General features: G+C 44.7%; 30 protein-coding genes. 7 read left to right on the plus strand and 23 right to left on the minus strand.

Annotation, left to right across the window (positions count from 1 at the left end):
* Positions 1 to 9 precede the first annotated feature (9 nt).
* The 21 genes from rpsC to kefG form a co-directional block, all read right to left on the minus strand.
* A complete protein-coding gene (rpsC, locus tag DPF90_RS16135; protein ID WP_114787361.1) occupies positions 10 to 708 on the minus strand; it encodes a 30S ribosomal protein S3 in 699 nt (232 codons plus the stop codon).
* A gap of 17 nt (positions 709 to 725) precedes the next feature.
* Positions 726 to 1,058: a 50S ribosomal protein L22 gene (gene rplV, locus DPF90_RS16140; protein WP_114787362.1), complete on the minus strand. Its 333-nt coding sequence runs from the start codon at positions 1,056 to 1,058 to the stop codon at positions 726 to 728.
* Positions 1,059 to 1,068: 10 nt separating this feature from the next.
* Positions 1,069 to 1,347, minus strand: coding sequence for a 30S ribosomal protein S19 (rpsS, locus tag DPF90_RS16145; protein WP_042485188.1), 279 nt, complete (start codon positions 1,345 to 1,347; stop codon positions 1,069 to 1,071).
* A gap of 21 nt (positions 1,348 to 1,368) precedes the next feature.
* Positions 1,369 to 2,193 (minus strand): 50S ribosomal protein L2, encoded by an 825-nt coding sequence (gene rplB / locus DPF90_RS16150; RefSeq protein WP_114787363.1) that lies wholly within the window; start codon positions 2,191 to 2,193, stop codon positions 1,369 to 1,371.
* 16 nt (positions 2,194 to 2,209) lie between these two features.
* Positions 2,210 to 2,512, minus strand: a complete 303-nt coding sequence (gene rplW / locus DPF90_RS16155; protein WP_114787364.1) for a 50S ribosomal protein L23 — start codon at positions 2,510 to 2,512, stop codon at positions 2,210 to 2,212.
* Positions 2,509 to 3,111, minus strand: coding sequence for a 50S ribosomal protein L4 (rplD, locus tag DPF90_RS16160; protein WP_114787365.1), 603 nt, complete (start codon positions 3,109 to 3,111; stop codon positions 2,509 to 2,511). Before rplD ends, rplW begins: the two co-directional genes overlap by 4 nt.
* Before the next feature lie 17 nt (positions 3,112 to 3,128).
* Positions 3,129 to 3,758, minus strand: a complete 630-nt coding sequence (gene rplC / locus DPF90_RS16165; protein WP_114787366.1) for a 50S ribosomal protein L3 — start codon at positions 3,756 to 3,758, stop codon at positions 3,129 to 3,131.
* Positions 3,759 to 3,772: 14 nt separating this feature from the next.
* Positions 3,773 to 4,084, minus strand: a complete 312-nt coding sequence (gene rpsJ / locus DPF90_RS16170) for a 30S ribosomal protein S10 (protein WP_001181007.1) — start codon at positions 4,082 to 4,084, stop codon at positions 3,773 to 3,775.
* A 450-nt stretch (positions 4,085 to 4,534) separates the two neighbouring features.
* Positions 4,535 to 5,275 carry a 23S rRNA (guanosine(2251)-2'-O)-methyltransferase RlmB gene (rlmB, locus tag DPF90_RS16175; protein WP_114787367.1) on the minus strand — a complete coding sequence of 247 codons (741 nt, stop codon included), beginning with the start codon at positions 5,273 to 5,275 and terminating at the stop codon, positions 4,535 to 4,537.
* A gap of 12 nt (positions 5,276 to 5,287) precedes the next feature.
* Positions 5,288 to 7,753, minus strand: coding sequence for a ribonuclease R (rnr, locus tag DPF90_RS16180; protein ID WP_114787368.1), 2,466 nt, complete (start codon positions 7,751 to 7,753; stop codon positions 5,288 to 5,290).
* A gap of 306 nt (positions 7,754 to 8,059) precedes the next feature.
* Complete coding sequence (locus DPF90_RS16185) at positions 8,060 to 8,854, minus strand: methyl-accepting chemotaxis protein (protein WP_114787369.1); 795 nt, start codon at positions 8,852 to 8,854, stop codon at positions 8,060 to 8,062.
* Positions 8,847 to 9,134, minus strand: a complete 288-nt coding sequence (locus DPF90_RS16190) for a hypothetical protein (protein WP_114787370.1) — start codon at positions 9,132 to 9,134, stop codon at positions 8,847 to 8,849. Before DPF90_RS16190 ends, DPF90_RS16185 begins: the two co-directional genes overlap by 8 nt.
* A 112-nt stretch (positions 9,135 to 9,246) precedes the next feature.
* Positions 9,247 to 9,561: a helix-turn-helix domain-containing protein gene (locus DPF90_RS16195; RefSeq protein WP_114787371.1), complete on the minus strand. Its 315-nt coding sequence runs from the start codon at positions 9,559 to 9,561 to the stop codon at positions 9,247 to 9,249.
* Entirely contained in the window at positions 9,548 to 9,880 is a 333-nt protein-coding gene (locus tag DPF90_RS16200) for a type II toxin-antitoxin system RelE/ParE family toxin (protein ID WP_114787372.1), read from the minus strand. The genes DPF90_RS16195 and DPF90_RS16200 overlap by 14 nt, the downstream gene beginning before the upstream one ends.
* Positions 9,881 to 10,019: 139 nt before the next feature.
* Positions 10,020 to 10,658: a flagellar protein MotX gene (motX, locus tag DPF90_RS16205; protein ID WP_114787373.1), complete on the minus strand. Its 639-nt coding sequence runs from the start codon at positions 10,656 to 10,658 to the stop codon at positions 10,020 to 10,022.
* A 260-nt stretch (positions 10,659 to 10,918) separates the two neighbouring features.
* Entirely contained in the window at positions 10,919 to 12,235 is a 1,317-nt protein-coding gene (locus DPF90_RS16210) for an adenylosuccinate synthase (RefSeq protein ID WP_114787374.1), read from the minus strand.
* A gap of 133 nt (positions 12,236 to 12,368) precedes the next feature.
* Positions 12,369 to 13,310, minus strand: coding sequence for an isoaspartyl peptidase/L-asparaginase family protein (locus tag DPF90_RS16215; protein ID WP_114787375.1), 942 nt, complete (start codon positions 13,308 to 13,310; stop codon positions 12,369 to 12,371).
* Between the two features lie 108 nt (positions 13,311 to 13,418).
* Positions 13,419 to 13,961: a peptidylprolyl isomerase gene (gene slyD / locus DPF90_RS16220; protein WP_114787376.1), complete on the minus strand. Its 543-nt coding sequence runs from the start codon at positions 13,959 to 13,961 to the stop codon at positions 13,419 to 13,421.
* Positions 13,962 to 14,055: 94 nt separating this feature from the next.
* Positions 14,056 to 14,250 (minus strand): YheV family putative zinc ribbon protein, encoded by a 195-nt coding sequence (locus DPF90_RS16225; RefSeq protein ID WP_114787377.1) that lies wholly within the window; start codon positions 14,248 to 14,250, stop codon positions 14,056 to 14,058.
* Between the two features lie 75 nt (positions 14,251 to 14,325).
* Positions 14,326 to 16,122, minus strand: a complete 1,797-nt coding sequence (kefB, locus tag DPF90_RS16230; RefSeq protein WP_114787378.1) for a glutathione-regulated potassium-efflux system protein KefB — start codon at positions 16,120 to 16,122, stop codon at positions 14,326 to 14,328.
* A complete protein-coding gene (gene kefG / locus DPF90_RS16235) occupies positions 16,112 to 16,720 on the minus strand; it encodes a glutathione-regulated potassium-efflux system ancillary protein KefG (RefSeq protein ID WP_114787379.1) in 609 nt (202 codons plus the stop codon). Before kefG ends, kefB begins: the two co-directional genes overlap by 11 nt.
* A 162-nt stretch (positions 16,721 to 16,882) precedes the next feature.
* Between kefG and DPF90_RS16240 the strand changes: the two genes are divergently transcribed.
* The 7 genes from DPF90_RS16240 to DPF90_RS16270 all read left to right on the plus strand — a co-directional run bounded on the left by DPF90_RS16240 (position 16,883) and on the right by DPF90_RS16270 (position 23,343).
* The gene (locus DPF90_RS16240; RefSeq protein ID WP_114787380.1) at positions 16,883 to 18,805 is read left to right on the plus strand and encodes an ABC transporter ATP-binding protein; all 1,923 of its coding nucleotides are present in this window, start codon (positions 16,883 to 16,885) and stop codon (positions 18,803 to 18,805) included.
* On the plus strand, positions 18,802 to 19,281 hold the full coding sequence (locus DPF90_RS16245) for a TIGR02444 family protein (RefSeq protein ID WP_114787381.1): 480 nt from the start codon (positions 18,802 to 18,804) through the stop codon (positions 19,279 to 19,281). Before DPF90_RS16240 ends, DPF90_RS16245 begins: the two co-directional genes overlap by 4 nt.
* Positions 19,282 to 19,289: 8 nt before the next feature.
* On the plus strand, positions 19,290 to 20,267 hold the full coding sequence (locus DPF90_RS16250) for a hydrolase (RefSeq protein ID WP_114787382.1): 978 nt from the start codon (positions 19,290 to 19,292) through the stop codon (positions 20,265 to 20,267).
* A gap of 39 nt (positions 20,268 to 20,306) precedes the next feature.
* Positions 20,307 to 20,525: a YheU family protein gene (locus DPF90_RS16255; protein WP_114787383.1), complete on the plus strand. Its 219-nt coding sequence runs from the start codon at positions 20,307 to 20,309 to the stop codon at positions 20,523 to 20,525.
* Positions 20,526 to 20,607: 82 nt separating this feature from the next.
* Positions 20,608 to 21,477 (plus strand): phosphoribulokinase, encoded by an 870-nt coding sequence (locus DPF90_RS16260; RefSeq protein ID WP_114787384.1) that lies wholly within the window; start codon positions 20,608 to 20,610, stop codon positions 21,475 to 21,477.
* Between the two features lie 242 nt (positions 21,478 to 21,719).
* Entirely contained in the window at positions 21,720 to 22,352 is a 633-nt protein-coding gene (gene crp, locus DPF90_RS16265) for a cAMP-activated global transcriptional regulator CRP (protein WP_004410522.1), read from the plus strand.
* A 124-nt stretch (positions 22,353 to 22,476) separates the two neighbouring features.
* Positions 22,477 to 23,343 carry a type 2 periplasmic-binding domain-containing protein gene (locus tag DPF90_RS16270; protein ID WP_114787385.1) on the plus strand — a complete coding sequence of 289 codons (867 nt, stop codon included), beginning with the start codon at positions 22,477 to 22,479 and terminating at the stop codon, positions 23,341 to 23,343.
* A 51-nt stretch (positions 23,344 to 23,394) separates the two neighbouring features.
* Here the strand turns inward: DPF90_RS16270 and DPF90_RS16275 are convergent, their stop codons facing one another.
* Both DPF90_RS16275 and astD read right to left on the minus strand, forming a co-directional pair.
* Complete coding sequence (locus DPF90_RS16275) at positions 23,395 to 24,192, minus strand: DUF1338 domain-containing protein (protein ID WP_114787386.1); 798 nt, start codon at positions 24,190 to 24,192, stop codon at positions 23,395 to 23,397.
* A gap of 89 nt (positions 24,193 to 24,281) precedes the next feature.
* Positions 24,282 to 25,739, minus strand: coding sequence for a succinylglutamate-semialdehyde dehydrogenase (astD, locus tag DPF90_RS16280; RefSeq protein ID WP_114787387.1), 1,458 nt, complete (start codon positions 25,737 to 25,739; stop codon positions 24,282 to 24,284).
* Between the last annotated feature and the right edge of the window lie 17 nt (positions 25,740 to 25,756).

The raw sequence follows: 25,756 nt of genomic DNA on the forward strand, positions 1-25,756 counted from the left end.
GTCGACTCCTTACTTACGGCCTTTGCGCTGCTTCTTAGGCTTGTCGCCTTTAGGCTCTACAGCGTTAGCTGCTGGCATTCCGCCTAGGATCTCACCTTTGAAGATCCAAACTTTAATGCCGATCACACCGTATTGAGTGTGAGCCGAAGAAGTTGCGTAATCAATGTCAGCACGTAGAGTGTGTAGAGGCACACGACCTTCACGGTACCACTCTGAACGTGCAATTTCAGCGCCGCCTAAACGACCACTTACTTCTACTTTGATACCTTTAGCACCTAGACGCATAGCGTTTTGTACCGCACGCTTCATAGCGCGACGGAACATAACACGACGCTCTAGTTGAGACGCGATGCTGTCACCAACAAGTTGTGCATCTAGTTCAGGCTTACGTACTTCAGCGATGTTAATTTGCGCTGGTACACCTGCAATTTTAGCTACAGCTGCGCGTAGCTTCTCAACGTCTTCACCTTTCTTACCGATTACAACGCCTGGACGAGCAGTGTGAATAGTCACACGGATGCTCTTAGCAGGACGCTCGATAACGATACGTGAAAGAGACGCTTTTTTCAGTTCACTTGTAAGGAACTGACGTACCTTGAAGTCGCCGTCTAGGTTGTCAGCGAATTCTTTGGTGTTAGCAAACCATGTAGCATTCCAAGGCTTAACGATGCCAAGACGAATACCATTTGGATGTACTTTCTGACCCATTGCTTACTCTCCTAGTCTCAAGCGTCTGCAACAACAACAGTGATGTGGCTTGAACGCTTCAAGATACGATCCGCACGACCTTTAGCACGAGGCATAATACGCTTCATGATAGGGCCTTCATCTACGAAGATCTTTGCGACACTTAGGTCGTCAATATCTGCACCTTCGTTGTGCTCCGCATTCGCGATAGCTGACTCAAGAACTTTCTTTACTAAGTCAGCAGCTTTTTTGTTGCTGAAAGTTAAGATTTCTAGAGCTTGGTCAACTGATTTACCACGGATTTGATCCGCAACTAAGCGAGCTTTCTGAGGCGAAATGCGAGCAAAGTTATGTTTAGCTAGTGCTTCCATCATCTACTCCTTAACGCTTCTTAGCTTTCTTATCCACGACGTGGCCGCGGTAAGTACGAGTTGGTGCAAATTCGCCCAGTTTGTGACCTATCATTTCGTCGGTTACGAATACTGGTACGTGCTGACGACCATTATGGACAGCGATGGTCAAACCGATCATCGTAGGGATGATCATTGAACGACGGGACCAAGTCTTAATAGGCTTTTTGTCTCCGCTTTCCACCGCTTTCTCTACCTTCTTCAGCAAGTGTAGGTCGATAAATGGACCTTTCTTGAGAGAACGTGGCATGGCGATTCCTCTTTATATAGATTACTTGTTACGACGACGTACGATGTACTTGTCAGTGCGTTTGTTCTTACGAGTCTTGAAGCCTTTAGTTGGCTGACCCCATGGTGATACTGGGTGACGACCACCAGAAGTACGGCCTTCACCACCACCGTGTGGGTGGTCTACTGGGTTCATCACAACACCACGAACGGTTGGACGAACACCGCGCCAGCGGCTAGCACCAGCTTTACCAAGTTCACGTAGCATGTGCTCAGAGTTACCAACTTCACCGATTGTTGCACGGCCTTCAGAAAGTACTTTGCGCATTTCGCCAGAACGTAGACGAAGAGTTACGTATGCACCGTCGCGAGCGACGATTTGAGCATATGCACCCGCCGAACGAGCTAGCTGACCACCTTTACCAGGCTTAAGTTCAACGTTATGAACAGTTGAACCTACTGGGATGTTACGCATTGGAAGTGCGTTACCAGCTTTGATTGGTGCGTCTGCACCAGACTGGATAGCATCACCAGCTTGAACACCTTTAGGTGCTAGGATGTAACGACGCTCACCATCTGCGTACAGAACTAGAGCGATGTTAGCGCTACGGTTTGGATCGTATTCTAGACGCTCAACTTTCGCTGGGATACCGTCTTTAGTACGTTTAAAGTCAATTACACGGTAATGGTGCTTGTGACCACCGCCGATGTGACGTACTGTGATACGACCGTTGTTGTTACGACCACCGTTCTTAGAGTTTTTCTCTAGAAGAGGTGCGTATGGCTTACCCTTGTGTAGGTCAGCGTTAACAACTTTAACAACGTGACGACGACCAGGGGAAGTCGGCTTACATTTAACAATAGCCATTTCTCAACTACTCCTGTTATTCCGCGCCGCCAACAAAGTCAAGATCTTGACCTTCTTTCAAAGTAACGTACGCTTTTTTAACGTCGCTGCGGCGACCTTGGCGTAGACCTTGACGTTTGGTCTTACCCTTAGTGATAAGAGTATTTACAGACTTAACTTCAACTTCAAATAGCTTTTCTACAGCTGCTTTGATCTCATTTTTAGTTGCATCTTTAGCAACTTTGAAAACGATAGTGTTCGCTTTCTCAGCAGCCATAGTTGCTTTTTCAGAGATGTGTGGAGCACGTAGAACTTTTAGGATACGCTCTTCAGTGATCATGCTAGCATCTCCTCAACTTGCTTAACTGCTTCTGCAGTCATTACAACTTTGTCGAACGCGATTAGTGAAACTGGATCAATACCAGCTGCATCACGTGCATCAATTTTGTATAGGTTACGAGCAGCTAGGAATAGATTCTCATCTACTTCGCTAGTCACGATAAGCGCATCAGTTAGCTCAAGCTCTTTCAGCTTAGCGACAAGCTCTTTTGTCTTTGGCGCTTCTACTGAGAAGTTATCAACAACGATTAGACGCTCTTGACGAACAAGCTCAGAAAGAATGCTCTTCATAGCACCACGGTACATTTTCTTGTTAACTTTTTGGCTGTGATCTTGTGGTTTCGCAGCAAAAGTAACACCACCTGTACGCCAGATTGGGCTACGGATTGTACCAGCACGTGCACGGCCAGTACCTTTTTGACGCCATGGCTTAGCGCCACCGCCTGCAACTTCTGAACGTGTTTTTTGAGCACGAGTACCTTGACGAGCACCTGCTGCATACGCAACAACTACTTGGTGTACAAGAGCTTCGTTAAACTCACGTCCGAAAGTAGTTTCGGAAACAGTTAGTGCATCAGCACCTTTAACCATTAGTTCCATTACTTACTCCTGAGACGTTATGCTTTAACAGCTGGTTTAACGATCACGTTACCGCCAGTTGCGCCAGGGACTGCACCTTTAATAAGAAGCAGGTTGCGCTCAGCGTCAACACGTACGATATCTAGGTTTTGAGTCGTTACACGCTCAGCACCCATGTGACCTGCCATTTTCTTGCCTTTAAATACGCGACCTGGAGTCTGACATTGACCGATAGAACCAGGAGCACGGTGAGACAATGAGTTACCGTGAGTCATATCTTGAGTAGAGAAGTTCCAACGCTTAACAGCGCCTTGGAAGCCTTTACCTTTAGAAGTACCAGTAACGTCTACTTTCTTAGTTTCGTTGAATAGCTCAACCGTTAGTTCTGCACCAACTTCGAACTCTTCACCGTTTTCCAAACGGAATTCCCAAAGACCGCGACCAGCTTCAACACCTGCTTTCGCGAAGTGACCTGCTTCTGGCTTAGTAACACGGTTAGCTTTCTTAGCACCAGTCGTTACCTGAATTGCTGCGTAGCCGTCTGTTTCAAGTGTACGAACTTGAGAAACACGGTTAGCTTCAACTTCAACAACAGTTACTGGGATAGAAACGCCTTCTTCAGTAAATACGCGGGTCATACCCACTTTACGACCGATTAGACCAATCATTCTTCTAATCTCCCTTAACCTAGGCTAATTTGTACGTCAACGCCCGCAGCAAGGTCTAGACGCATTAGAGCATCAACAGTTTTGTCTGTTGGCTCAACAATGTCGATTAGACGTTTGTGAGTACGGATTTCGTACTGATCACGAGCATCTTTGTTAACGTGTGGAGAGATAAGAACTGTGAAACGCTCTTTACGAGTAGGTAGTGGGATTGGACCACGAACCTGTGCGCCAGTGCGCTTAGCTGTTTCAACGATTTCCGCTGTAGAAGCGTCGATTAGTTTGTAATCGAAAGCTTTTAGGCGGATACGGATACGTTGGTTCTGCATGAGACAGAGCTCCAAAATTAAAAATTACACAAACAATATCGCCACTCATACTCGAATAGCCGAGAGAATGCCGATTGATTTATGTGAAACCGTAGCATCCAAGATTAGGACGCATTGTCAGTTAATTTTCGATTAACTATCCCTACATGCCAGAGTCACCTCTGGGGATAGTTTTTCCGAAGAAAAGATAGCTAATTGTATTAACTGCGAACATAAGCTGAGTTTACATTACCTGAAAAATCTTATAGATAATTCAGCTCCTCGTTACTCATTGGTTCACAACTGGCTTAACCAGTGCGCTGCATTATACAGATCACGCTTTGACATGCAAGCACTGTTTGAAAAATAAACGCATTACCCAGCCATAAGTCATTCGCTTTAATCTGCTAATAAAAACAAAGCGCAGACTGGCTAACCCGTCTGCGCTTAAGTCGTGTGATAAAGACTAGGTTATTGGGATAGCCGTTGACGCACCGCTTCAAATAGACAAACCCCGGATGCAACGGAAACGTTCAAACTAGATACGCTGCCTGCCATAGGGATTTTGATTAAATCATCGCAAGTTTCACGAGTTAAGCGGCGCATACCATCACCTTCAGCGCCCATTACAATAGCCAGAGGACCTGTCAACTTAGCTTGATAGATATCATGCTTGGCTTCGCCAGCAGTGCCCACAAACCAAATCCCCTGTTCTTGTAAGGTGCGCATAGTGCGCGCTAGATTGGTGACGCGAACAAGCGGCACAGTTTCCGCTGCGCCGCAGGCAACTTTACTCACGGTAGCGTTAATATTGGCCGACTTATCTTTTGGTACAATCACAGCAGCAACCCCTGCTGCATCAGCGTTACGTAGGCACGCACCAAGATTGTGTGGGTCCGTCACGCCGTCCAAAACCAATAACAATGGCGCATCTTGTTTGGCAATAATGTCGTCTAAGTCATGCTCATTGAGCTGCTTGGCCGGCTTTACCTTGGCCATAATACCCTGATGATTTGCGCCACGTGCTTTGTCATCAAGTGTTTTACGCGCCATTTGCTGAATTGACACTCCGCATGTTTGTAGCTGATTGATAATCAGCATCAGGCGGTCATCTTGACGGCCTTTTAGCACAAAGGCTTCAACAAAACGCTCTGGTTCTTTTTCCAATACTGCTTTTACCGCATGAATGCCGTAAATAAATTCATTACTCATTAACTTATCCGATTAGTGTTTCTTCGCCCGTGCCTTCTTGGCTTTTTTACGTGGCTTTTTCTTACCTGCCTGATTAGCAGGCTTCTTCGACGCTTTTTTGCCTTTACCTTGATACTCACCGTCATCTGGTCGCTTGGTTGCTTCGACCAAAGGTTTGGCTTTTCCTACACTGCGCCTGCCGTTTGCCGCGGCATTTTTTTTCGCTTTGGCCTTTTGCTGCGCTTCTGCTGCACGCTTCTTCGCCGTTTTTCCTTTGCCGCGTAGCTTACGACTTGTTTCGACTAATTCAAAGTCTATTTGTCTATCATCTAGATTGACTGACAGTACTTTCACTTTAACCGCATCGCCAAGACGATAAATCGCACCAAAGCTCTCACCGATAAGCCTTTGACCTATTGGATCAAATTGGTAGTAATCATTAGCAAGCGTTGAAATATGCACCAAACCATCAATATGCAGCTCGGTCAAACGAACAAAGAAGCCAAATCCGGTGACATTAGCAATAACACCGTCTAACTCTTCACCCACATGATCTTGCATGTACTCACATTTGAGCCAATCCGCCACCTCTCGGGTTGCATCATCCGCGCGGCGCTCTGTCATTGAGCACTGCTCACCGTAAAAATCCATATCATCGAACGAATAATGATAACCGCCCGTTGGCGTCCAGCGATCTTTCAATGTGCCATTTTCTCTGGCGATAAGATATTTGATCGCGCGATGCAACAAGAGATCAGGATAACGACGAATCGGCGAAGTAAAGTGCGCATAACGCTTCAGCGCTAGACCAAAGTGGCCACAATTATCGGCATTGTAGACGGCTTGCTTCATCGAACGCAGCAACATAGTTTGGATAAGCTCTTTATCTTGACGCTCACCAATTTGGCGCACAAGATCTGCATAATCAGTTGGTGAAGGCTCAAGGCCGCCTTTCAGATCAAGACCTAGTTCACTTAAAAAGTCGCGAAAGCCCATTAAACGCTCTTCTCCGGGCGATTCGTGGATCCGATATAAAGCCGGCTCCTTGGCTTTTTCAACTAAAGATGCCGAGGCAATATTGGCCAAAATCATACACTCTTCAATGACTTTGTGCGCATCATTACGCACTACAGGCTCGATACTGTCTATCTTGCGCTCAGCATTAAAGATAAATTTGGTTTCAACGGTTTCAAATTCAATCGCACCGCGATGATCGCGTGCACGTTTAAGCACCTTATACATCTTGTGCAGCTCTTCAAGGTGAGGCACCAAAGGCTCATAGCGCTGGCGCAGCTCCTCATCACCTTCAAGAATATGATGGACCTTATTATACGTTAGGCGCGCATGGGAATTCATCACAGCTTCATAATGCTTATAACCTGATAACTTACCCGATTCAGATACTGTCATCTCACACACCATACACAGGCGATCCACCTGAGGGTTGAGCGAGCAAAGACCATTAGACAGCACTTCGGGCAACATGGGCACAACTTGAGAAGGGAAATACACTGAGTTACCACGATTAATGGCTTCTTTGTCTAGCGCAGAATCTGGACGCACGTAGTAGCTGACATCAGCGATCGCGACCCAAAGACGCCAACCGCCGCTTTTTTTCGCCTCACAGTAAACGGCATCATCAAAATCTCGTGCATCTTCACCATCGATTGTCACTAAAGGCAATTCGCGCAAATCAACCCGCCCTTGTTTGGCTTCTTCAGGCACCTCTTCACCTAAGCCCTCGATTTGAGCATCGACTTCTTCTGGCCATTCATGAGGGATTTGGTGAGTACGAATGGCAATCTGCGTTTCCATGCCAGGCGCCATATTCTCGCCTAGTACTTCCACCACTTTGCCCATCATGCCGCGCGTACGAGAATCGCGGTCGGTAATTTCAATCACCACCACATTGCCCATTCTCGCTCCAGCACGCAGCTCATTAGGAATAAGAATGTCTTGGCTTAGCCTTGAATCATCTGGCACCACATAAGAGTACCCATATTCCATAAAGAAGCGACCAACGATTTGTCCTTGCCTTTCTTCCAGCACCCGCACCAAACGGCCTTCTTTTTTGCCTTTTTTCGAGTTTTGTGTTGGTTGCACCAAAACAAAATCACCGTGAAGCAGGTTTTTCATTTGATGATGAGGCAGTAACACATCCCCTTCTTTGCCTATACTGCCTTCGGGACGCACCCAGCCATGACCATCTTTGTGGCCAATGACATAACCTTTAATCATCTCCAGCTTTTCAGGCACGGCATAACACTGACGGCGGGTAAACACTAGCTGACCATCTCTTTCCATCGCCCTTAGTCTGCGACGTAAGCCTTCATACTGCTCTTCACCTTTTAAATGCAGGGCTTCAAACAAGTCATTGCGATTGAGCGGCACACCCGCTTGCTCAAGAAACTCAAGAATAAACTCACGACTGGGGACAGGATTGTCGTATTTCTCGGATTCGCGTTCAGCAAAAGGGTCGTTTGGGGTGTGTTCTGACATAGGCAGGCCTAATTCTACAAGGAAGGTATTTAAAGCTAGTATATCCGACTCAATTACTAAGCTACAGAAGTGTTAGGTCAAAATGCCAAATTGTTAGGCTATTTTCATTATTTAAGGTGGGTAGGTCTGGTTTTTTTAGTGATGGTAGCAAGATGATCTTTGGATGGTTCTTGAACTGTCTATATCTGGGCCTGAGATAGTATGCAGGTTTGCACAACAATAATATAAAAATAATCATTCTAGTATCTAACAATCTATCAACAAAAAGCAAACTGACTCTTAGTGCCCCCCACTTCGTTGTAAAACCTACTCTAAGCAAGATAGAAGGTAGTTATAAATATTACTACGGCTTTCCTTATCCGTTTGACTCAACCTTGTTAAAGTCTGTTTCGCATCCTGCCTAATAGATATAACCCCAGTGACCATACTAGGTATTTCTTCCGTTTTCTTCTCGACGTCTTTTGCAACTTTTTCTCCTAATTTAGCCAAACAAGAAACAAAGTTGAGAATTTCTGCCACTTCATAAATTAGATTTGCCACTTGGACTTGATCTGCAAAACTATTTTGATGATTCTTTATAGAATCCATTATTGAACGAGTTTCCAGAGACAGCTTTTCTACTTTTCGTGCTAAAAAGCTTACGTCATCTGCCACCGCCGAAAAACTATTACCCTTTTCTCCCGAACGAGCAAGTTCAATCGCCATATTTAGAGCTAATAGATTAGCTTGCTCGCTTATATCATTAAGCACAATAATAATATCGACGATTCCATCGTAGTTAATGTTATTGATTAACGGAATTAAAGACTTTAGACGCTCTTCAGGCCGTGAAGTAGGCTCTCCGTCACTTAAAAAAACATTACCTTCGAGGTCTACATTCTGTTCGGGGGGCTTGTCATTCAAACTGGTATCTTTCATGTGATCAGTTGACTGATTACTTTTTAAGTGTGCTTTGCGCAGATTACTAATCAAGACCGTAACTTCATTCTCAAGCTCTAAATCTTTCTCATACTTTTTATACCAAACATCAAAGTATGCATATATTCCTATAATACATACACCTATAAAAGGGATTAGCATATATGCGAAATCACTAAGCATTGTCTTGCCTCAAGAAATGCATAGCTGCATTCATTCGTGAAAGCTCTATTGTTCTTTTTTGCCCTTTTAGGTAATAAAAAATTGATACACACGTCAGAATAATTATGCCTACAAAAGCAAAAATAGCGAAAACGCTACTTCCATCTTTAATCGCTTCAGTAAGATATAGAGCAAACCAAGCTATTAACGACGCAATAACAGTATTTGTCTTTGCACTTGCATCATTTATTTGATATTCAAGCAACGCTTTCATCCTGTAAAACTTTTCAATATCTTTCATGTACATATCCAACTTACCAAATCCATGTAAGTATAGACTGCATAACAATTTATAAGATTGAAAAGAAACTCACTGTACGCTCAAGCAATATAAAAGCTCGATTGGAGAACCACTAAAGCTCAGCGATTTGCGACAAAGTTTCGGGATAACGTTGAACCAGTTTAAGCAGCGTTACCGCTTGTCCATTTGGTGCACTTCGGCCTTGTTCCCAGCTTTCTAGCGTGCGAGATGAAGTGTGCAAGAGCCGAGCAAATACACCACGAGACATATTAAACTGCTCTCGAAGACTCAAAATCTCTTCAGGTGAAATATTTAGTTCATTAATATCATCAACTTGATAGGTCTTTAGGGTTAGCTTACCTTCTGAATGTTGTTTGGCTTCAGAAAGAGCAGAGCTTAACTCTGCAAATAAATCACGATTGTTCATTGCGCCATGCCTCCATAAAAGCCTTAAGCTGTTTCTTTTGCTCTGCTGTCAAATCAGACACTTCATTTTTGCCATATATGGTGAGCAAATAAAAGCGTCGTTGTTCATCTAAAAAATAGTAAATAATACGAGAGCCGCCTCGTTTCCCCTTACATTTACTTGCAACTCTAATTTTTCGCAAACCACCCGTTCCTTGAATGACATCCCCTTGTTTAGGGTTAGACATTATCTCTGCTTGAAAGAGTCTAAACTCTTCATCGCTGAGGTATTGGCTGCGATACTTTTCAAATATGCTGGATTCGACAAAAACACTTTTCATACAAAAATTATACGTGATTTACGTATAGATAACAAATAGTCTGCCGCCTATTCTGCACACCATATGAAAAAATCACCCGTGTGGGTGATTTTTATCTGAGTCAAACCTGAGTGCAGTCAGGATGAAATATAACTGGACTTTACCAAGAGGTTTCGCGTTTCTTCGCTCTAGCAATAATATTTTGCGGCATACGACGTTCGAGTCCTTGGCGCAAAATCGAGATCCGTTTGTGGGTACGCTGATCAGCGGTGACAGATGCGTAGAGCCATCGATAGGCATCTTCGTAGTCTAGCGGACTGCCATAGTCTCGCAGCAGCAATTCAGCTAAGTGAATTCTGGCTTTTAAGTTACCCATGGCGGCGGCTTCCCTCAGGTAAGGTATGGCGCGCTCTTTATCTTGTTGCACCAAGGTGCCCCGCGAGTAATAACGCCCAAGCTGTTCTAGTGCAGCAGGCAGACCTTGATGAGCGGCGTTTTCGATATAATAAAGCCCAAGCTCAACGTCCTGCTCGACACAAACACCCCACGCCAGCATGTCACCATATAAGAACTCGTACGAAGGCAAACTGATCCGAGTCGCCCGGGCAACGATATCTTCAACAATCTGACAATTATCGGCCTTAACTTGCTCTAGATGCTTATTTTCATTAATTAGTTTTATTAGTTCAGCTTCGGTATAAATGGGTATAGGTTCACCAATATCGGTAAACTCATCGGCAACAGCCGCAGAAGCCCCAAACAATAATACCATCGAAGCAGCTAACTTTCTTAGCTTCATCGTCTGCACTCTTTGACTTCGATAATGTGTTTATCTGCCTAATCAAGGCAGTGGCGTAATATCACGCCTTATGAACTCAAGATTGGCCTGCATTTCACCATCTTGAATTCTTTATCGACCTCGGCAGCTAAGTCTTTAATCAAAATTGCCGATGACTGGCAAAAAATTGCCACCTTAAGAGTTAAGTATAGGCTTAACCAGCAGACATAAAAAACCAGCACTCTAGTGCTGGTTTTTCTCACTCTTCATACAAAGCAAACTTACGCTTGGTAAGGATGAACCTTGATGATGGTTTCGTTACGATCTGGACCGGTAGAGATGATATCTACGGGTACACCCGTTAGCTCTTCGATGCGTTTGATGTAATCCAAAGCGGCTTGTGGTAGCGCTTCTAGAGACTTAGCGCCAAAAGTAGTTTCAGACCAACCAGGCATGGTTTCGTAGATTGGCGTAGCTTCTTCAAAAGATTCCGCCGCCATTGGTGAGACTTCTAGAACAGTACCATCTTTCATCTTGTAACCAGTACAGATCTTGATCTCTTTTAGACCATCAAGAACATCTAACTTGGTTAAGCACATACCAGTTAACGAGTTGATTTGGATAGCCCGGCGCATAGCCACAGCATCAAACCAGCCAGTACGACGCAAACGACCTGTCGTAGCACCAAACTCATGACCAACATCACCTAAGTGTTTGCCTACAGGATCTTGTTTGTCTTGACCATCGTATAGCTCAGTTGGGAATGGACCTGAACCAACACGAGTACAATAAGCTTTAGTGATACCTAGAATATAACCAATATGGCGAGGACCAAAACCAGAACCTGCGGCTACACCACCAGCAGTAGTGTTAGATGAGGTTACATATGGATATGTACCGTGGTCGATATCTAAAAGCGTACCTTGAGCACCCTCGAACATGATTTTGTCACCGCGCTTACGAGCGGCATCCAGCTCATCAGTCACGTCCATAACCATCGAAGTGAGAAGCTCAGCATAGCCCATGCACTGCTCAAGAACCGCTTCATAGCTAACCGTTTCTGCTTTGTAGAAATGCTCAAGCTGGAAGTTATGAAATTCCATGACTTCTTTCAGTTTCTCGGCGAAAACTTCTTTATCGAAAAGATCGCCAACACGCAAACCACGACGAGCGACTTTGTCTTCGTAAGCAGGACCGATACCACGGCCCGTGGTACCAATTGCTTTTTTACCACGCGCAATTTCACGCGCGTTATCGATAGCAATATGGTAAGGGAGAATTAGAGGACAAGCTTCAGAAACGAAAAGACGTTCACGAACTGGAATGCCGCGCTCTTCAAGAGGTTTCATTTCTTTCAACAGTGCTTCTGGCGATAGTACAACACCATTACCGATAACACATTTGACGTTATCGCGAAGAATACCTGATGGAATTAAGTGAAGAACGGTTTTTTCACCGTCAATGACAAGAGTGTGACCTGCGTTGTGACCGCCTTGGTAGCGAACCACGTATTTTGCATCTTCAGTTAAAAGGTCTACGATTTTACCTTTACCTTCGTCACCCCATTGGGTGCCCAGAACGACTACGTTATTTCCCATCTATCCAAGTCTGATTGCTAGTTAAAAATGGATTCTAGCACCGAATTACATTTGTTGCAGTCATTTTTTAATCATGAGCAAGCCATCCTTGACTAAGCGACTGTGTACTCTGAATTTAAACTCAATTTAAGGCTTACTCGTCGGCGTAAATCTTAACCGTTAAACACCCATCAAGGCCAATACTGGCGCGATACATACCACTGGTATTCATAGAAAAATGTATTTCCCCATCGCCATCAATAGCGATGACGCCGCCTTCTCCACCCATGGCTTTTAATTCACCATGGATAACTGCTTCACAGGCTTGCTGAACATTTTCTTTTAGATAGCGCATTCGCGCTGCAATGTCACTGGCCACTGTTTTGCGAATAAAATATTCACCCATACCTGTGGCTGAGACAGCCAGATTACCATTTTGTGCATAAGTGCCTGCACCAATAATCGCCGAATCTCCTACGCGGCCATATTGCTTATTGGTGATCCCGCCAGTACTGGTCGCTGCTGCAAGATTGCCTTGCTGATCGAAGGCCACTGCCCCAACCGTACCATGCTTATTATCATCAGGGTATTTAGACTCTGACAGCGCAAACAATCCCTTCTCTTTCATTGATTGCAATTGATCGTAGCGGCGATCGGTGACGAAATAATCTTGTTCTGTGTAGGTATGTTGATGCCCAAAAGCAAACTCTTCAGCTCCATCGCCAATCAACAGCACATGAGGACTATGCTGCATGACATCGCGAGCTAATTCCACAGGGTTTCGAATATGGCGCACACCTGCCACTGCGCCAACTTTCTCATCTTTACCATGCATGACAGAGGCATCCATCTCTACCATTTCTTTATGAGTCAAAACAGAGCCGCGCCCTGCATTAAAATGCTCCGAATCTTCGAGCACTTTAACCGCTGCTACTACCGCGTCCATTGCATCACCACCATGGGCTAGTATCTCATGGCCTGCCCGAGCTGATTTTTCTAAATCACGGCGAATTTCTTCATTTAGCGCCTTACTCATTTGCTCGCGTAAAATGGTGCCTGCACCGCCATGGATGGCAATTGAAAATGGTTTACTCACGTATTGCTCCTGCATGCTGATAGGATTAATTCCCTAGACAAACAAAAAGCGCAAGTTAATCTCTTAAACTTGCGCTTTATTACAACCTTAATGGGCGGCTTTACTCAATTAGTGCGAGCTGCAGCTACCACTACCACAACAGTCATCGTGATCATCGCCGTGATCGTGACTACCGCAGCTACCATCTGCTTGGTGAACGTGACCATGCTCAATTTCTTCCGCAGTTGCTTCACGTACAGACACCACCTCCACATCAAACGTAAGAGTTTGACCCGCGAGCATATGGTTACCATCCACCACAACTTCGTCACCATCAACTTCTGTTACTTCTACTGGAATTGGACCTTGGTCAGTATCAGCTAAAAAGCGCATGCCGACTTCAATTTGCTCTACACCTTGGAACACGTTGGCAGGAACACGTTGTACAAGCGCATCATTATGATCGCCGTACGCTTCTTCAGGCGAGACAGTCACTGAAAACTGAGCGCCAGCTTCCTTACCTTCTAGAGCCGTTTCAAGACCTGTAATCAGGTTGTTGTTGCCGTGCAAGTAATCAAGTGGCGCTTCTGTTGTCGATTGATCAACAACCACACCATCCTCTAGCTTGACTTGGTAAGCTAGGCTGACAACTACATTTTTTTCAATTTTCATAATGACTCCAAGGAGATAAAGAAACGGAGCAAACTATTGCTCCGATTTACTGTTTTCTATGCCGCTATTATGGGGATCAATTACAGAAACTCAATTAATCCGGCTTAAAAATTCCGATCATCTCTTGTTTCGCATGTTCAGTTTTTTCCACAGTTTGAGGCTTACGTTGTTCTTGATATTCGCACTCAACACACTCAACCAGTTCAATGTTATTTTCTATCCACCAACGTAAAGTATCTTGCTGAGAACATTTAGGACAGCTAGCACCTGCGATAAATCTTTTTTTCATTGTGTTCATTCCAATACATCACCATGAATCCCTCTGACAATACTTTTACGCATAGAAGGTAAACAGGGTTTGGAGTTAATCCCAAAAGTTCTTTGATTGTTGATCTTTTTCCATTTCCCGACCAAAGATTTCTTCCAGCTCTTTGCGGGCTTCTTTGGCTCTCATCGCCAACTGTTTGTCTTCGTGATGCTGAGGAAGCAGCTCTTTCAACATACCGTGATCGAGTTTTTTGAAATGCGCTTCCGCTCGTTTAGCTTGATAAGGGTGCATTCCGAGCTCCACCAATGCTTGGCGGCCAAGATCTAAGGCTCCCAAGAAGGTTTCTCGGGAATAATTTTCTACTCCGTGACTCATAAGCTGATACGCTTCGACACGGCTTCGTGCACGGGCAAACAGCTTAAGATGCGGAAAGTGATACTTACATAACTCGACAATTTTCATGATCTCTTCTGGCGAGTCAGTACATATCACCATTGCTTCAGCTTTACTGGCTCCAGCAGCCCTTAATAAGTCAAGTTGAGTGGCATCGCCATAAAACACTTTATACCCGTATTTTCTCAATAAGTGAATCTGGCTAGCATCACTTTCTAATACAGTGACGCGGATTTTGTTGGCATACATTAAACGGCCAATGATCTGACCAAAACGGCCAAAACCTGCAATTATTACTCTTGGCTGACGATTAACAACATCACTACGCTTTAATCCTGACTCGTCAAAGTTTAACCCTCGCGCATACCACTTGCTTTGCGCCATCAAAAGAAGCGGAGTCGTCACCATAGATAAACTCACTACCACCAGCAAAAAGGCATTTTGTTCAGGGGCAATGAGTCCTTCTTTGCTCGCTGCGGTGAAGATAACAAAGGCAAACTCACCACCTTGGCTTAAAATCGCCGCCATTTTGCTGCGTACTTTTGGCCGCCCGCCTGACAATCTGGCCAAGAAGTAAAGAATCAATCCCTTGATAACAACTAAACCAATCACCCCCCCCAATACATTAAGAGGCTCAAGAGCCAGCAAGCCCAGATTTACCGCCATGCCTACTGCGATAAAAAAAAGACCGAGTAGTAATCCTTTAAATGGTTCAATAGCAATTTCTAATTCATGACGATACTCACTTTCAGCCAGCAGCACGCCAGCAAGGAAAGTACCCAAAGCCATCGACAGGCCAAGATGCTTCATCAACAAAGCAATACCAATCACTAGTAATAATGCCGCGACTGTAAATAGCTCACGTACACCACTTAAAACCACATAGCGAAATAAAGGCCGTAGCAGGAAGTGACCTCCAACCAGTAAGCCTATAACACCGCACAACATCCAAATGGCATCGGACCAGTTACCAGCGGTGTTACCCGCCAAAACCGGAAGAAGGGCAAGCATTGGAATCACGGCAATATCTTGAAACAAGAGAACTGCGAAACCAGATTGGCCCGTTTCACTGCCAGCAAGCCCTTGCTCTTCTATCACTTTTAGAGCTATTGCCGTGGAGGACAGAGCCAAACCCATTCCGATAACCAAACCTGTTTGCCAACTAAGACCGCAAAAATACGCCACAACACCCAGCGCAGCTGTAGTGATGACAACTTGCGCCCCGCCCAGTCCCAAAATAGGCCCCTTCATCTGCAATAGCTTTTTGGGGTTAAGCTCTAAACCAATCAAAAACAGCAGCAGTACTACGCCAAATTCGGCAAAATGCAAAATAGCTTCAACATCACTGATTAAGCTCAACCCCCAAGGGCCAATCACTACACCAGCCAGAAGGTAGCCAAGTACAGAACCAAGCCCGAGCCGCTGGGCAAGCGGCACTGCAATGACAGCTGCGGTTAAAAAAATCACACTGCTTTGTAAGAAATCACTTTCAAGTGCCAAACGGATCTCCTTCTACATTGAGGCTAGTCGCAAAATCTGTCGTGACATGAAGCAACCAATGGTGGTAGTTCTCCGCATGTTGATAGCGATCCATTTCAGTGATATTTCGTGCCCAATAAAGAACTAAAGGCTCTATCCAGTGCATCTGGCACAAGGCCGCTGACAATTCAAACGGCTGGAGTATTTCTGACAAAGGATATCGGTTATAGCCTTCACTACAGAAAGCTTCCTCATTTCCCCCTGTAGTAATAATGCTGCGCCAATACTTACCTTTGAGTGCTTCTCCCTTACCATAAGCAAACCCTTTGGCTAGCACTCTATCCATCCATTCTTTGAGAAGCGCTGGGCAAGAATACATATAAAGTGGATGCTGAAATACAATCACATCATGTTCGAGAAGAAGCCGCTGCTCGGCATCAACATCAATAAAGAAGTCAGGATAATAGGCATAGAGATCTCGTACCGTCACATGTTCTAACGACGCGATCTTTTTGATCATGACGTGATTTGCAACTGAACTGTGTGACTCTGGATGTGCATAAATCACCAGTACTTTTGCAACTTTAGGAAGTTCGTTGGTTAAATCATTTACCGCCATGTTTTAAGCAGTCATCCTTCTGTTTTCAAGACATAAGAGATTTTTTATCTGTATGAGTTTGTTATACGTTGTTGTTAAGCATAACGCAATGATCGACATTTTATCTCATTCCACCTACTATTCGACGCGATAAGAGAAATATTAAATAATAAAGCATAAACTATGATTACCTTTTCTGACATCCAGCTCCTTCGTGGCGGCAAAGCTCTACTGGATAACACCTCAGCAACCATACACCCAGGCGATAAAGTCGGCCTAGTGGGTAAAAATGGCTGCGGAAAATCCACCCTATTTGCCTTAATCAAAAATGAACTTTCTATCGATGCTGGTAACTTCAACTGCCCTTCATACTGGGAGATGGCGTGGGTTGCACAGGAAACACCGGCATTAGAGCGCCAAGCATTGGACTATGTCATTGATGGTGATCGTGAGTATCGCCGCCTTGAAGCTGAACTAAGCGCTGCAGAGCAAAAAGACAATGGCACCTTGGTTGCTGAGCTGCATGGAAAAATCGAAACCATAGGTGGTTACAGTATAAAAGCTCGCGCCGCTGAGCTGCTTGATGGTCTTGGCTTTTCCCAGCAGCAGATGAACTGGAACCTGACTCAGTTCTCTGGTGGTTGGCGGATGCGCTTAAACCTCGCTCAAGCGCTACTTTGTCGCTCCGACTTATTGCTCCTGGATGAGCCAACCAACCACTTAGACTTAGATGCTGTGATGTGGCTAGAGCGTTGGCTACAAAATTACCCTGGCACCCTGATCTTAATCTCTCACGACCGTGATTTTCTCGATCCTGTGGTTGGGCGTATCATACATGTTGAAAATCAGCAGATGAACGAATACACGGGGAACTACTCATCCTTTGAAGACCAGCGCGCGCAAAAGTTGCTCCTTCAACAAGCTCAGTACCAGAAACAGCAAAAACAAATGGCGCACATGCAAAGCTATATCGACCGATTCCGATATAAAGCCTCAAAAGCTCGCCAAGCACAAAGCCGAATTAAAGCTCTGGAGCGAATGGAAAAAGTATTACCTGCGCAGTTTGACAATCCGTTTAGCTTCGAGTTTCGCCAACCCGATGCTCTGCCAAACCCGATTATTATGATGGACCAAGTATCGGCAGGTTATGGTGACAATCTAATTTTAGAGAAAATTCGCCTCAACCTTGTACCTGGCAGTCGTATTGGTTTGCTCGGGCGAAATGGTGCAGGTAAATCAACTCTGATTAAATTACTCTCTGGCGAGTTAAAAAGCCAAGCGGGTGAGCTGACCTACTCCCAAGGCGTCAAAATCGGTTATTTCGCGCAGCACCAGTTGGAAACTCTACATCCAGAGGAAACACCGCTTCAGCATATGATGCAAATTGCACCAGATAAAAATGAACTGGAGCTAAGAAACTATCTAGGCAGCTTTGGCTTTCAAGGTGAAAAAGCACTAGAGAAAGTAGCGCCCTTTTCTGGCGGAGAAAAAGCACGCCTTGTTCTGGCGCTGATCGTCTGGCAAAAGCCAAACCTATTGCTACTCGATGAGCCGACTAACCACCTAGACCTTGATATGAGACAAGCGCTAACACTTGCCCTGCAAACCTTTGAAGGCGCTATGGTTATCGTTTCGCATGACCGCTATCTACTGCGAGCCACCACTGATGATCTCTACTTGGTTCACAACAAGCAAGTCGCACCTTTTGATGGCGACCTAGATCAGTACTATAAGTGGCTCACTGAACAACAAAAAGCAGAGCGCCGTGAAGCCCAACCTACACCATCTGAAAAAATCGCCACAAACAGTGCCGCCGCTAAGAAAGAGCAAAAACGCCGCGAAGCAGAGTTACGCAAACAAACCGCGCCGATTCGCAAAGCAATAGCCAAACTGGAAACTAAGATGGACAATTTAAACTCCACACTTAGCCAAGCAGAATTACAATTGTCTGATAACTCACTGTATGAGCCAGAAAATAAAGCTAAACTTAACGGGGTGTTAGCAGCGCAAACCCAAGCGAAAATTGAGCTTGAAGAAGTAGAATTAGAATGGATGACACACCAAGAAGAACTTGAACAAATGGAACAGGAGTTTAATCACCCATGAATTCCAAGCACGTATCTGTGTCCCTCACCTTAGAACGCCTGTGGCAATTTAGCTTGCAATATTATAGCGTCCGAGAAGTCAAAGATGCGTGCCTTAATTTACAAAATCAGTTCAAAGGTAACGTTAACCTTTTGCTGCTCCTGAAGTGGCTGGACGAGCAGCAAGCAGCTTTTCTCGATGAAGACTGGCATAGAGTAGAAGAATGTCTAGGACGCTCTGAAGCCTTACTCCACAGCTACCGAGATTTACGCCGTAAGCTCAAATCACACATTTCAGAAACCTTATATCGAGAGTCACTTCAATTCGAGCTACAACTTGAAAAACAACAACAGTCTGATCTAGTTGATTGCATCAACAGTATCACGTTATTGCACAATCAAAATGAGCCTCTGACCCTTAGATACTGCCGTCAACTTGGAGGAGAGCACTTACATCAAGCTTTTGCTCAACCAATTGAAGAAGTGGTGCCCAAATAGGAAGTATTATGACCCATTTTACTGCTGCTAGAGGTTTATCTAATCCGCACCTGCAAACATTAGCGCCGCGCTTTATCCGTAAAAAAGCGTTATTTGAGCCTATATGGCAAAGGCTAGAAACCCAGGATAACGACTTTCTCGACCTAGCATGGAGTGAAAACTGGCACGCAGAACAAGCTCAGAAAAAGCCTGTTTTTATTCTCTTTCATGGTCTAGAAGGCTGTTTCTATAGCCCTTATGCCAACGGCTTAATGCACGCTTTTTCCCAGCATGGCTGGCTAGCGGTAATGATGCATTTCCGTGGTTGTAGCGGCGAGCCCAACCATAATGCTCGCAGTTATCACTCCGGTGAGATAGAAGATGCGCGTTTTTTTCTCGAACATATTGACCGCCAGTTTCCCAATCAAAGAAAGATTGCTGTTGGCATATCGCTTGGTGGTAACATGCTGGCGAACTACCTCGCACAATACAATCAGGATCCCCTACTCGAAGCAGCCACGATTGTTTCAGCGCCACTTGATCTCTCGGCATGCTCCACGCGTATCGAACAAGGCTTTTCAAAAATCTACAAAACCTACTTACTTTCCTCTTTAAAAAAGAGTGCGCTGCGAAAGCATCACTTAATCAAGGGAGAGTTAGATGTTTCTTATCAAAGTATCAAACGAGTGACCAAGCTATACCAATTTGACGACTTAATTACAGCACCTTTGCATGGATTTAAAGGTGCTGATGACTATTATCAGCGCTGCTCTGCTATTCACAAACTCAAAGATATTCGTCTTCCTTTGCAGATCATACACGCGAAAGACGACCCCTTTATGACAGAGGCGGTCATCCCAAAATACGCTCTACCAAGCAATATAGACTATCGACTCTATGAGCAAGGTGGTCACGTTGGCTTTGTGACAGGAAGTGCCATAAAACCGAGATTTTGGCTTGAAGAGACATTACCCGCTTACTATCAAAGCTTGGTACCATCTAGCTAGCGCTTTTACTAATACCGAACATAAAAGAAAGAGGTATTTATGATCGTTCCTTGGCAAGACATTGCCCCAGACACCTTAGACAATTTAATCAAAGAGTTTGTCCTTCGAGAAGGCACAGACTACGGCGCTGTAGAAGCCTCACTGCAAAACAAGATAAATCAAATAAAACAAAAACTTGAATCTGGTGATGCTGTCATAGTTTTCTCTGAACTACATGAAAGTGTAGATATTCAACTTAAGCATAAATTTTCCTTTTAAAGCACTACATACCGTACTGTCTTTGCAAAGCATGTTATAGTGAACTGCAACAGTGGACAGTTATTCATAGACAAGGGTTGTCATGTCAGCAAAACATCCAGTTATCGCCGTTACTGGCTCTTCAGGTGCAGGTACTACGACCACATCTGAAGCTTTTCGTAAAATGTTCAATATGATGAAGGTCAAGCCAGCTTGGGTTGAAGGAGATAGCTTTCACCGCTTTACTCGCCCCGAAATGGATGTTGAAATTCGCAAAGCTCGCGAGCAGGGGCGGCACATCAGCTATTTTGGACCTCAAGCCAATGACTTCCCTGCTTTAGCTGAATTTTTCCGCAAATATGGCAATGAAGGTACAGGAAAAGTTCGACGTTATCTCCATACCTTTGACGAAGCGGTTCCCTACAATCAAATGCCCGGTACTTTTACCCCTTGGCAAGAGCTACCAGAAAGCTCCGACGTGCTGTTTTATGAAGGCTTACATGGTGGTGTAGTCGACGGTGAAGTTAACGTTGCGCAGCATGTGGATTTTTTGATAGGCATGGTGCCTATCGTCAACCTTGAATGGATTCAAAAATTCGTGCGCGACACCCGAGACAGAGGACATTCACGAGAGGCTGTGATGGACTCGATTGTTCGCTCAATGGATGATTATCTTAATTACATCACCCCGCAGTTTTCTCGCACTCATATTAACTTCCAGCGAGTACCTACCGTCGATACATCAAACCCACTAAACGCCAAAGGCATCCCAAGCCTTGATGAGAGTTTTGTTGTTATCCGCCTTCGGGGAATAAAAAATGTCGACTTCCCATACCTACTAGCAATGATAGATGGCTCATTTATGTCACGTCACAACACCATAGTTGTACCCGGTGGAAAGATGAGTTTTGCCGTCGAATTGATAGTTAGGCCAATACTTCAGCAGTTGATAGAAACGGGAAAAATTGGTTAAGACTTACTTTGTATACAGGATTACTTTTGATTGCGTGATCAGTCGCACACTTTTGTGCACAAAATAGCCAAGTGAAGGCGATTAAAATCAAGAAATCAATTCAAAAAAAAGATACTATTTGAAACAGAAACAAAGATGGCTTGCAGCATTTGAAAAGTACTCTTATCCTAATAAGTCTTGATTCAAGGCTTAGCTAAAACATGGAAAGAAGCAAGCGTACCCTGCAGAGGAAGTGAGATATTATGGTTCTAGGTAAACCTCAAACTGATCCAACATTAGAATGGTTCCTTTCACACTGTCATATTCATAAGTACCCATCTAAGAGCACACTGATCCACGCTGGTGAGAAAGCGGAAACGCTTTACTACATAGTCAAAGGTTCAGTTGCGGTACTTATTAAGGACGAGGAAGGCAAGGAAATGATCCTGTCGTACCTAAACCAAGGTGACTTTATTGGTGAGCTTGGTTTGTTCGAAGAAGACCAAGAACGCACAGCGTGGGTTCGAGCAAAATCACCTTGTGAAGTGGCAGAAATTTCTTTCAAGAAATTCCGTCAGCTTATCCAAGTCAACCCTGATATCCTAATGCGCTTGTCGGCTCAAATGGCAAGTCGTTTGCAGGTAACCAGTCAAAAAGTCGGAGACCTTGCTTTCCTTGACGTAACTGGCCGTATCGCTCAGACACTACTAAATCTTGCGAAACAACCAGATGCCATGACGCACCCTGACGGCATGCAAATCAAGATCACACGTCAAGAGATCGGTCAGATTGTTGGCTGTTCACGCGAAACGGTTGGCCGTATCTTGAAGATGCTTGAAGAGCAAAACCTGATTTCAGCACATGGTAAAACGATCGTAGTCTACGGCACTCGATAACCATTGTTCTATACATAAAGCCGAGTTCATGATTGTACTCGGCTTTTTTCCTATTTGTTAATTAGCCTGCTCTATCCTAACCTTAGTTTGAATTTCAACCGTAACTTTCAGGCAGGATGGACTCATGATTTTAAAGCTACTTTCTTCGCTGGTATTGGCTTTTAGCCTAGTTTTTTCATCAATCTCAGTTGCCCAAACCACCATTATTCACCCTATCCCACGGGAAGGTTCTGAACTAGACCAGTACGCCATCGACCTCATCCAGTTTCTTGTGGATAAATCAGGCGAAGGGATTTTGCTCCAACCTTATAAAACACCTGTTGACTCACAATCACGTAAAGTCACTCTGCTCAAAGAAGGCAAAATTACGGTAGATTGGCTAGGCGCCGATAAAACCCTTGAACAAGAGCTACTTCCTATTCGCTACCCAGTTTTTAGAGGCCTCCTTGGTCACCGAATTTTTATCACTAATAAAACCACTGCAGCCAAACTAGGCAGCATAAACAGCATAGAGGAATTGCGTAAACTTGGTATGATACAGGGGCAAGGCTGGGCAGATGTAAAAGTCTTAAAATCCGGCGGATTTAAAGTGAGAGAAGTGCCTAGCTTTGATAATATCTTTCGCATTGTTGATAGCGAACGTACCGATTTATTCCCACGAGCCGTTATCGAACCCTACAGCGAAGTTGCCCAGCGCAGTCAATTGGCTAATCTAGTGGTTGATGACAAACTGATGCTGATTTACCGCTTTCCTATGCTGCTATTTGTGAGCCCTAAGAACCCTGAGGTAGCAGCTACGCTCAAAAAAGCATTTGAAGCTTCATACCAAGATGGTTCATTTGTTGAGTTCTTTGAAAAAGCACCTCTAGTGAAAAAAACCTTTGAACAAGCGGGCATTAAAAGCAGAAAAGCCTTTAGTATAGATAATCCCCACCTAAGCGAACAAACGCGTTCGATCCCAGACCAATATTGGCTTAGCGTAACAGAATAGAAAAAGGCGCCTTGAATGGCGCCTTTTTATTCAGAGGTCTGTGTATCCCACTCAAGACCCAATATTTGTGCTCTCAAATATCTTATCAGCCGATGCAGCGACAAACCCAGGATATAATTCACCATTACTCATAGGGTAGCGTTTAGCAAATTCATAAAAGCCGCCAGGGACTATCTGGGAGCCTTCTGTGAAAGATACTGGCACTTTATCTGCCATGGTCGAGGATTGCTCAAGTAAAACGTCTGGTGAGCCTTTTACCTCCCCGCCTGATTCATTAATTGTGAATCCAGCTTGGCGCAAATGATCGTTAACCTGTTTTGCTTCATCGAACGCAGTAAGTTGATTGACACTCACGGTAAAGTGGTTGGCTCCATAACCGTGAGCAGCAAGCCAAGAAGCGTATTCACTTTCTTTGGCAAGTTGTTGGTAATCTTCAAAGCTCAGTTGCCAAAGACGACCAGAAGATAAAAATTCGAAGCTTGTCAGTTTATCGGTATCAATCTGATCGACTAACTTCTTGACTATGTTCTGCAATTGAGGCGAGCACTCTTCTACTTTAAGCTCACTAATAAAGACTTTAGGTTGCTTAGGATCTGGGTGTTCGTAATGTTTCGCCACCAATTTTTTCGCCTCAAATTGGTAATCTCCACATGGGGTGTAACCAACATCAATAAAGGGCTTGGCTATCACTTCCATACCAACGGGGCTTAAATTAAAAGTTCGCAGCGCGATATGGTCGTTAATCAGGAGCTCGCTTTCTTGCAATAATTGATGAATTTTATCTGCTGAGGGGCACAAGCGCTGAATATAGTCATTCCATAACGACTGAAATAAAACATCTGGCGTCATAACGCCTCCTTGTCTAGTTTATTGGGTTGAGAGTCAGCTCGCTGGCTCAGCGAGCCTCCCCTTTTCGCTAAAGGTGCTATATGTGCTAGTTATAACTCCACACCAGGACTCAGTGTTTCAGGTAACACGGTTTGATCGCCTTCCATCGAAGCCATTGGATAGGCACAATAATCAGCCGCATAATACGCACTTGGACGAAGGTTACCTGAAGCGCCAGGGCCGCCAAATGGCGCATCACCACTAGCCCCTGTTAACTGGCGGTTACGATTAACGATACCTGCGCGGATATGGTCGACAAAATATTCCCACTCACTATCATCGGTGGAAACAAGCCCTGCGGATAAACCAAAGCGAGTATCATTAGCCAGCTCGACCGCTTTCTCTAGACCTTGGTATCGAACGACTTGCAGTAAAGGACCAAAATACTCTTCATCTGGCAGCTGCGCAATTGGCGTGACGTCTATGATACCTGGAGTAACAAAAGCAGCCTCGCCTGCTTTAGCCTCTAACAAACTTTGACCTCCAAGCTTAATCAGATTCGATTGAGCCTGAATAATAAAGTCGGCTGCCGCTTTTGAAATTTGTGGCCCCATAAAGGGTGCAGGCTGCGCAAAAGGTTGATCAACATGAATCTTTTGCGTTGATTCAATCAACTTAGCAACTAAGGCATCCCCTTTTTCCCCCATAGGAACATAAAGGCGACGTGCACAAGTACAGCGCTGGCCTGCGCTAATAAATGCCGACTGAATAATGGTGTATACGGTTGCATCTAAGTCGCCATATTGCTCAGAAATCACCATAGGGTTGTTGCCGCCCATTTCTAAAGCCAGCATTTTGTCTGGTTGACCAGCAAACTGACGATGCAGGATATGACCGGTATTGGCACTACCCGTAAACAATACACCATCAATACCTTTGGATTCAGCCAATGCAACGCCTGTTTCTTTAGCACCTTGAACCAAGTTAATCACGCCGGCAGGTAGACCAGCTTGTTGCCATAACTTCATTGCGAACTCGCCTGTTAGTGGCGTTTGCTCAGATGGTTTAAATACCACAGTGTTACCAGCAAGTAGGGCTGGGACTATATGGCCATTTGGCAAATGACCAGGGAAGTTATAAGGACCAAATACCGCCATGACTCCCAAAGGACGATGACGCAAAACAATCTGGTTACCTGCCGCTTCACGTTGCGCTTCACCTGTGCGGTCATGATAAGCACGAATTGAAATAGCGATTTTACCCGCCATCGCGGCCGCTTCCGTTCGGGTCTCCCACAAAGGCTTACCGGTTTCTTTAGCGATAATCTCTGCGATTTGCTCGCTGTTTTCTTTCACTTTCTCAGCAAAAGCAAGCACGATTGATTCACGCTCTGTATAGCTGCATTTTTTCCAGCTCACAAAAGCATTTCGAGCAGCACTGACCGCTGACTCAACCTGCTCGGGAGAAGCACTCTGTCCTTGCCAAATTACTTCGTTGTTGTAAGGGCTTATGGAATTTATTGCTGCACCATGCCCATCTAGCCACTCACCTGCAATCCAATGTGTCATATGATTATTCCTCTCAA

Origin of the sequence: Vibrio tetraodonis (assembly GCF_003350295.1) — a bacterium.
Lineage (GTDB): Bacteria > Pseudomonadota > Gammaproteobacteria > Enterobacterales > Vibrionaceae > Vibrio > Vibrio tetraodonis.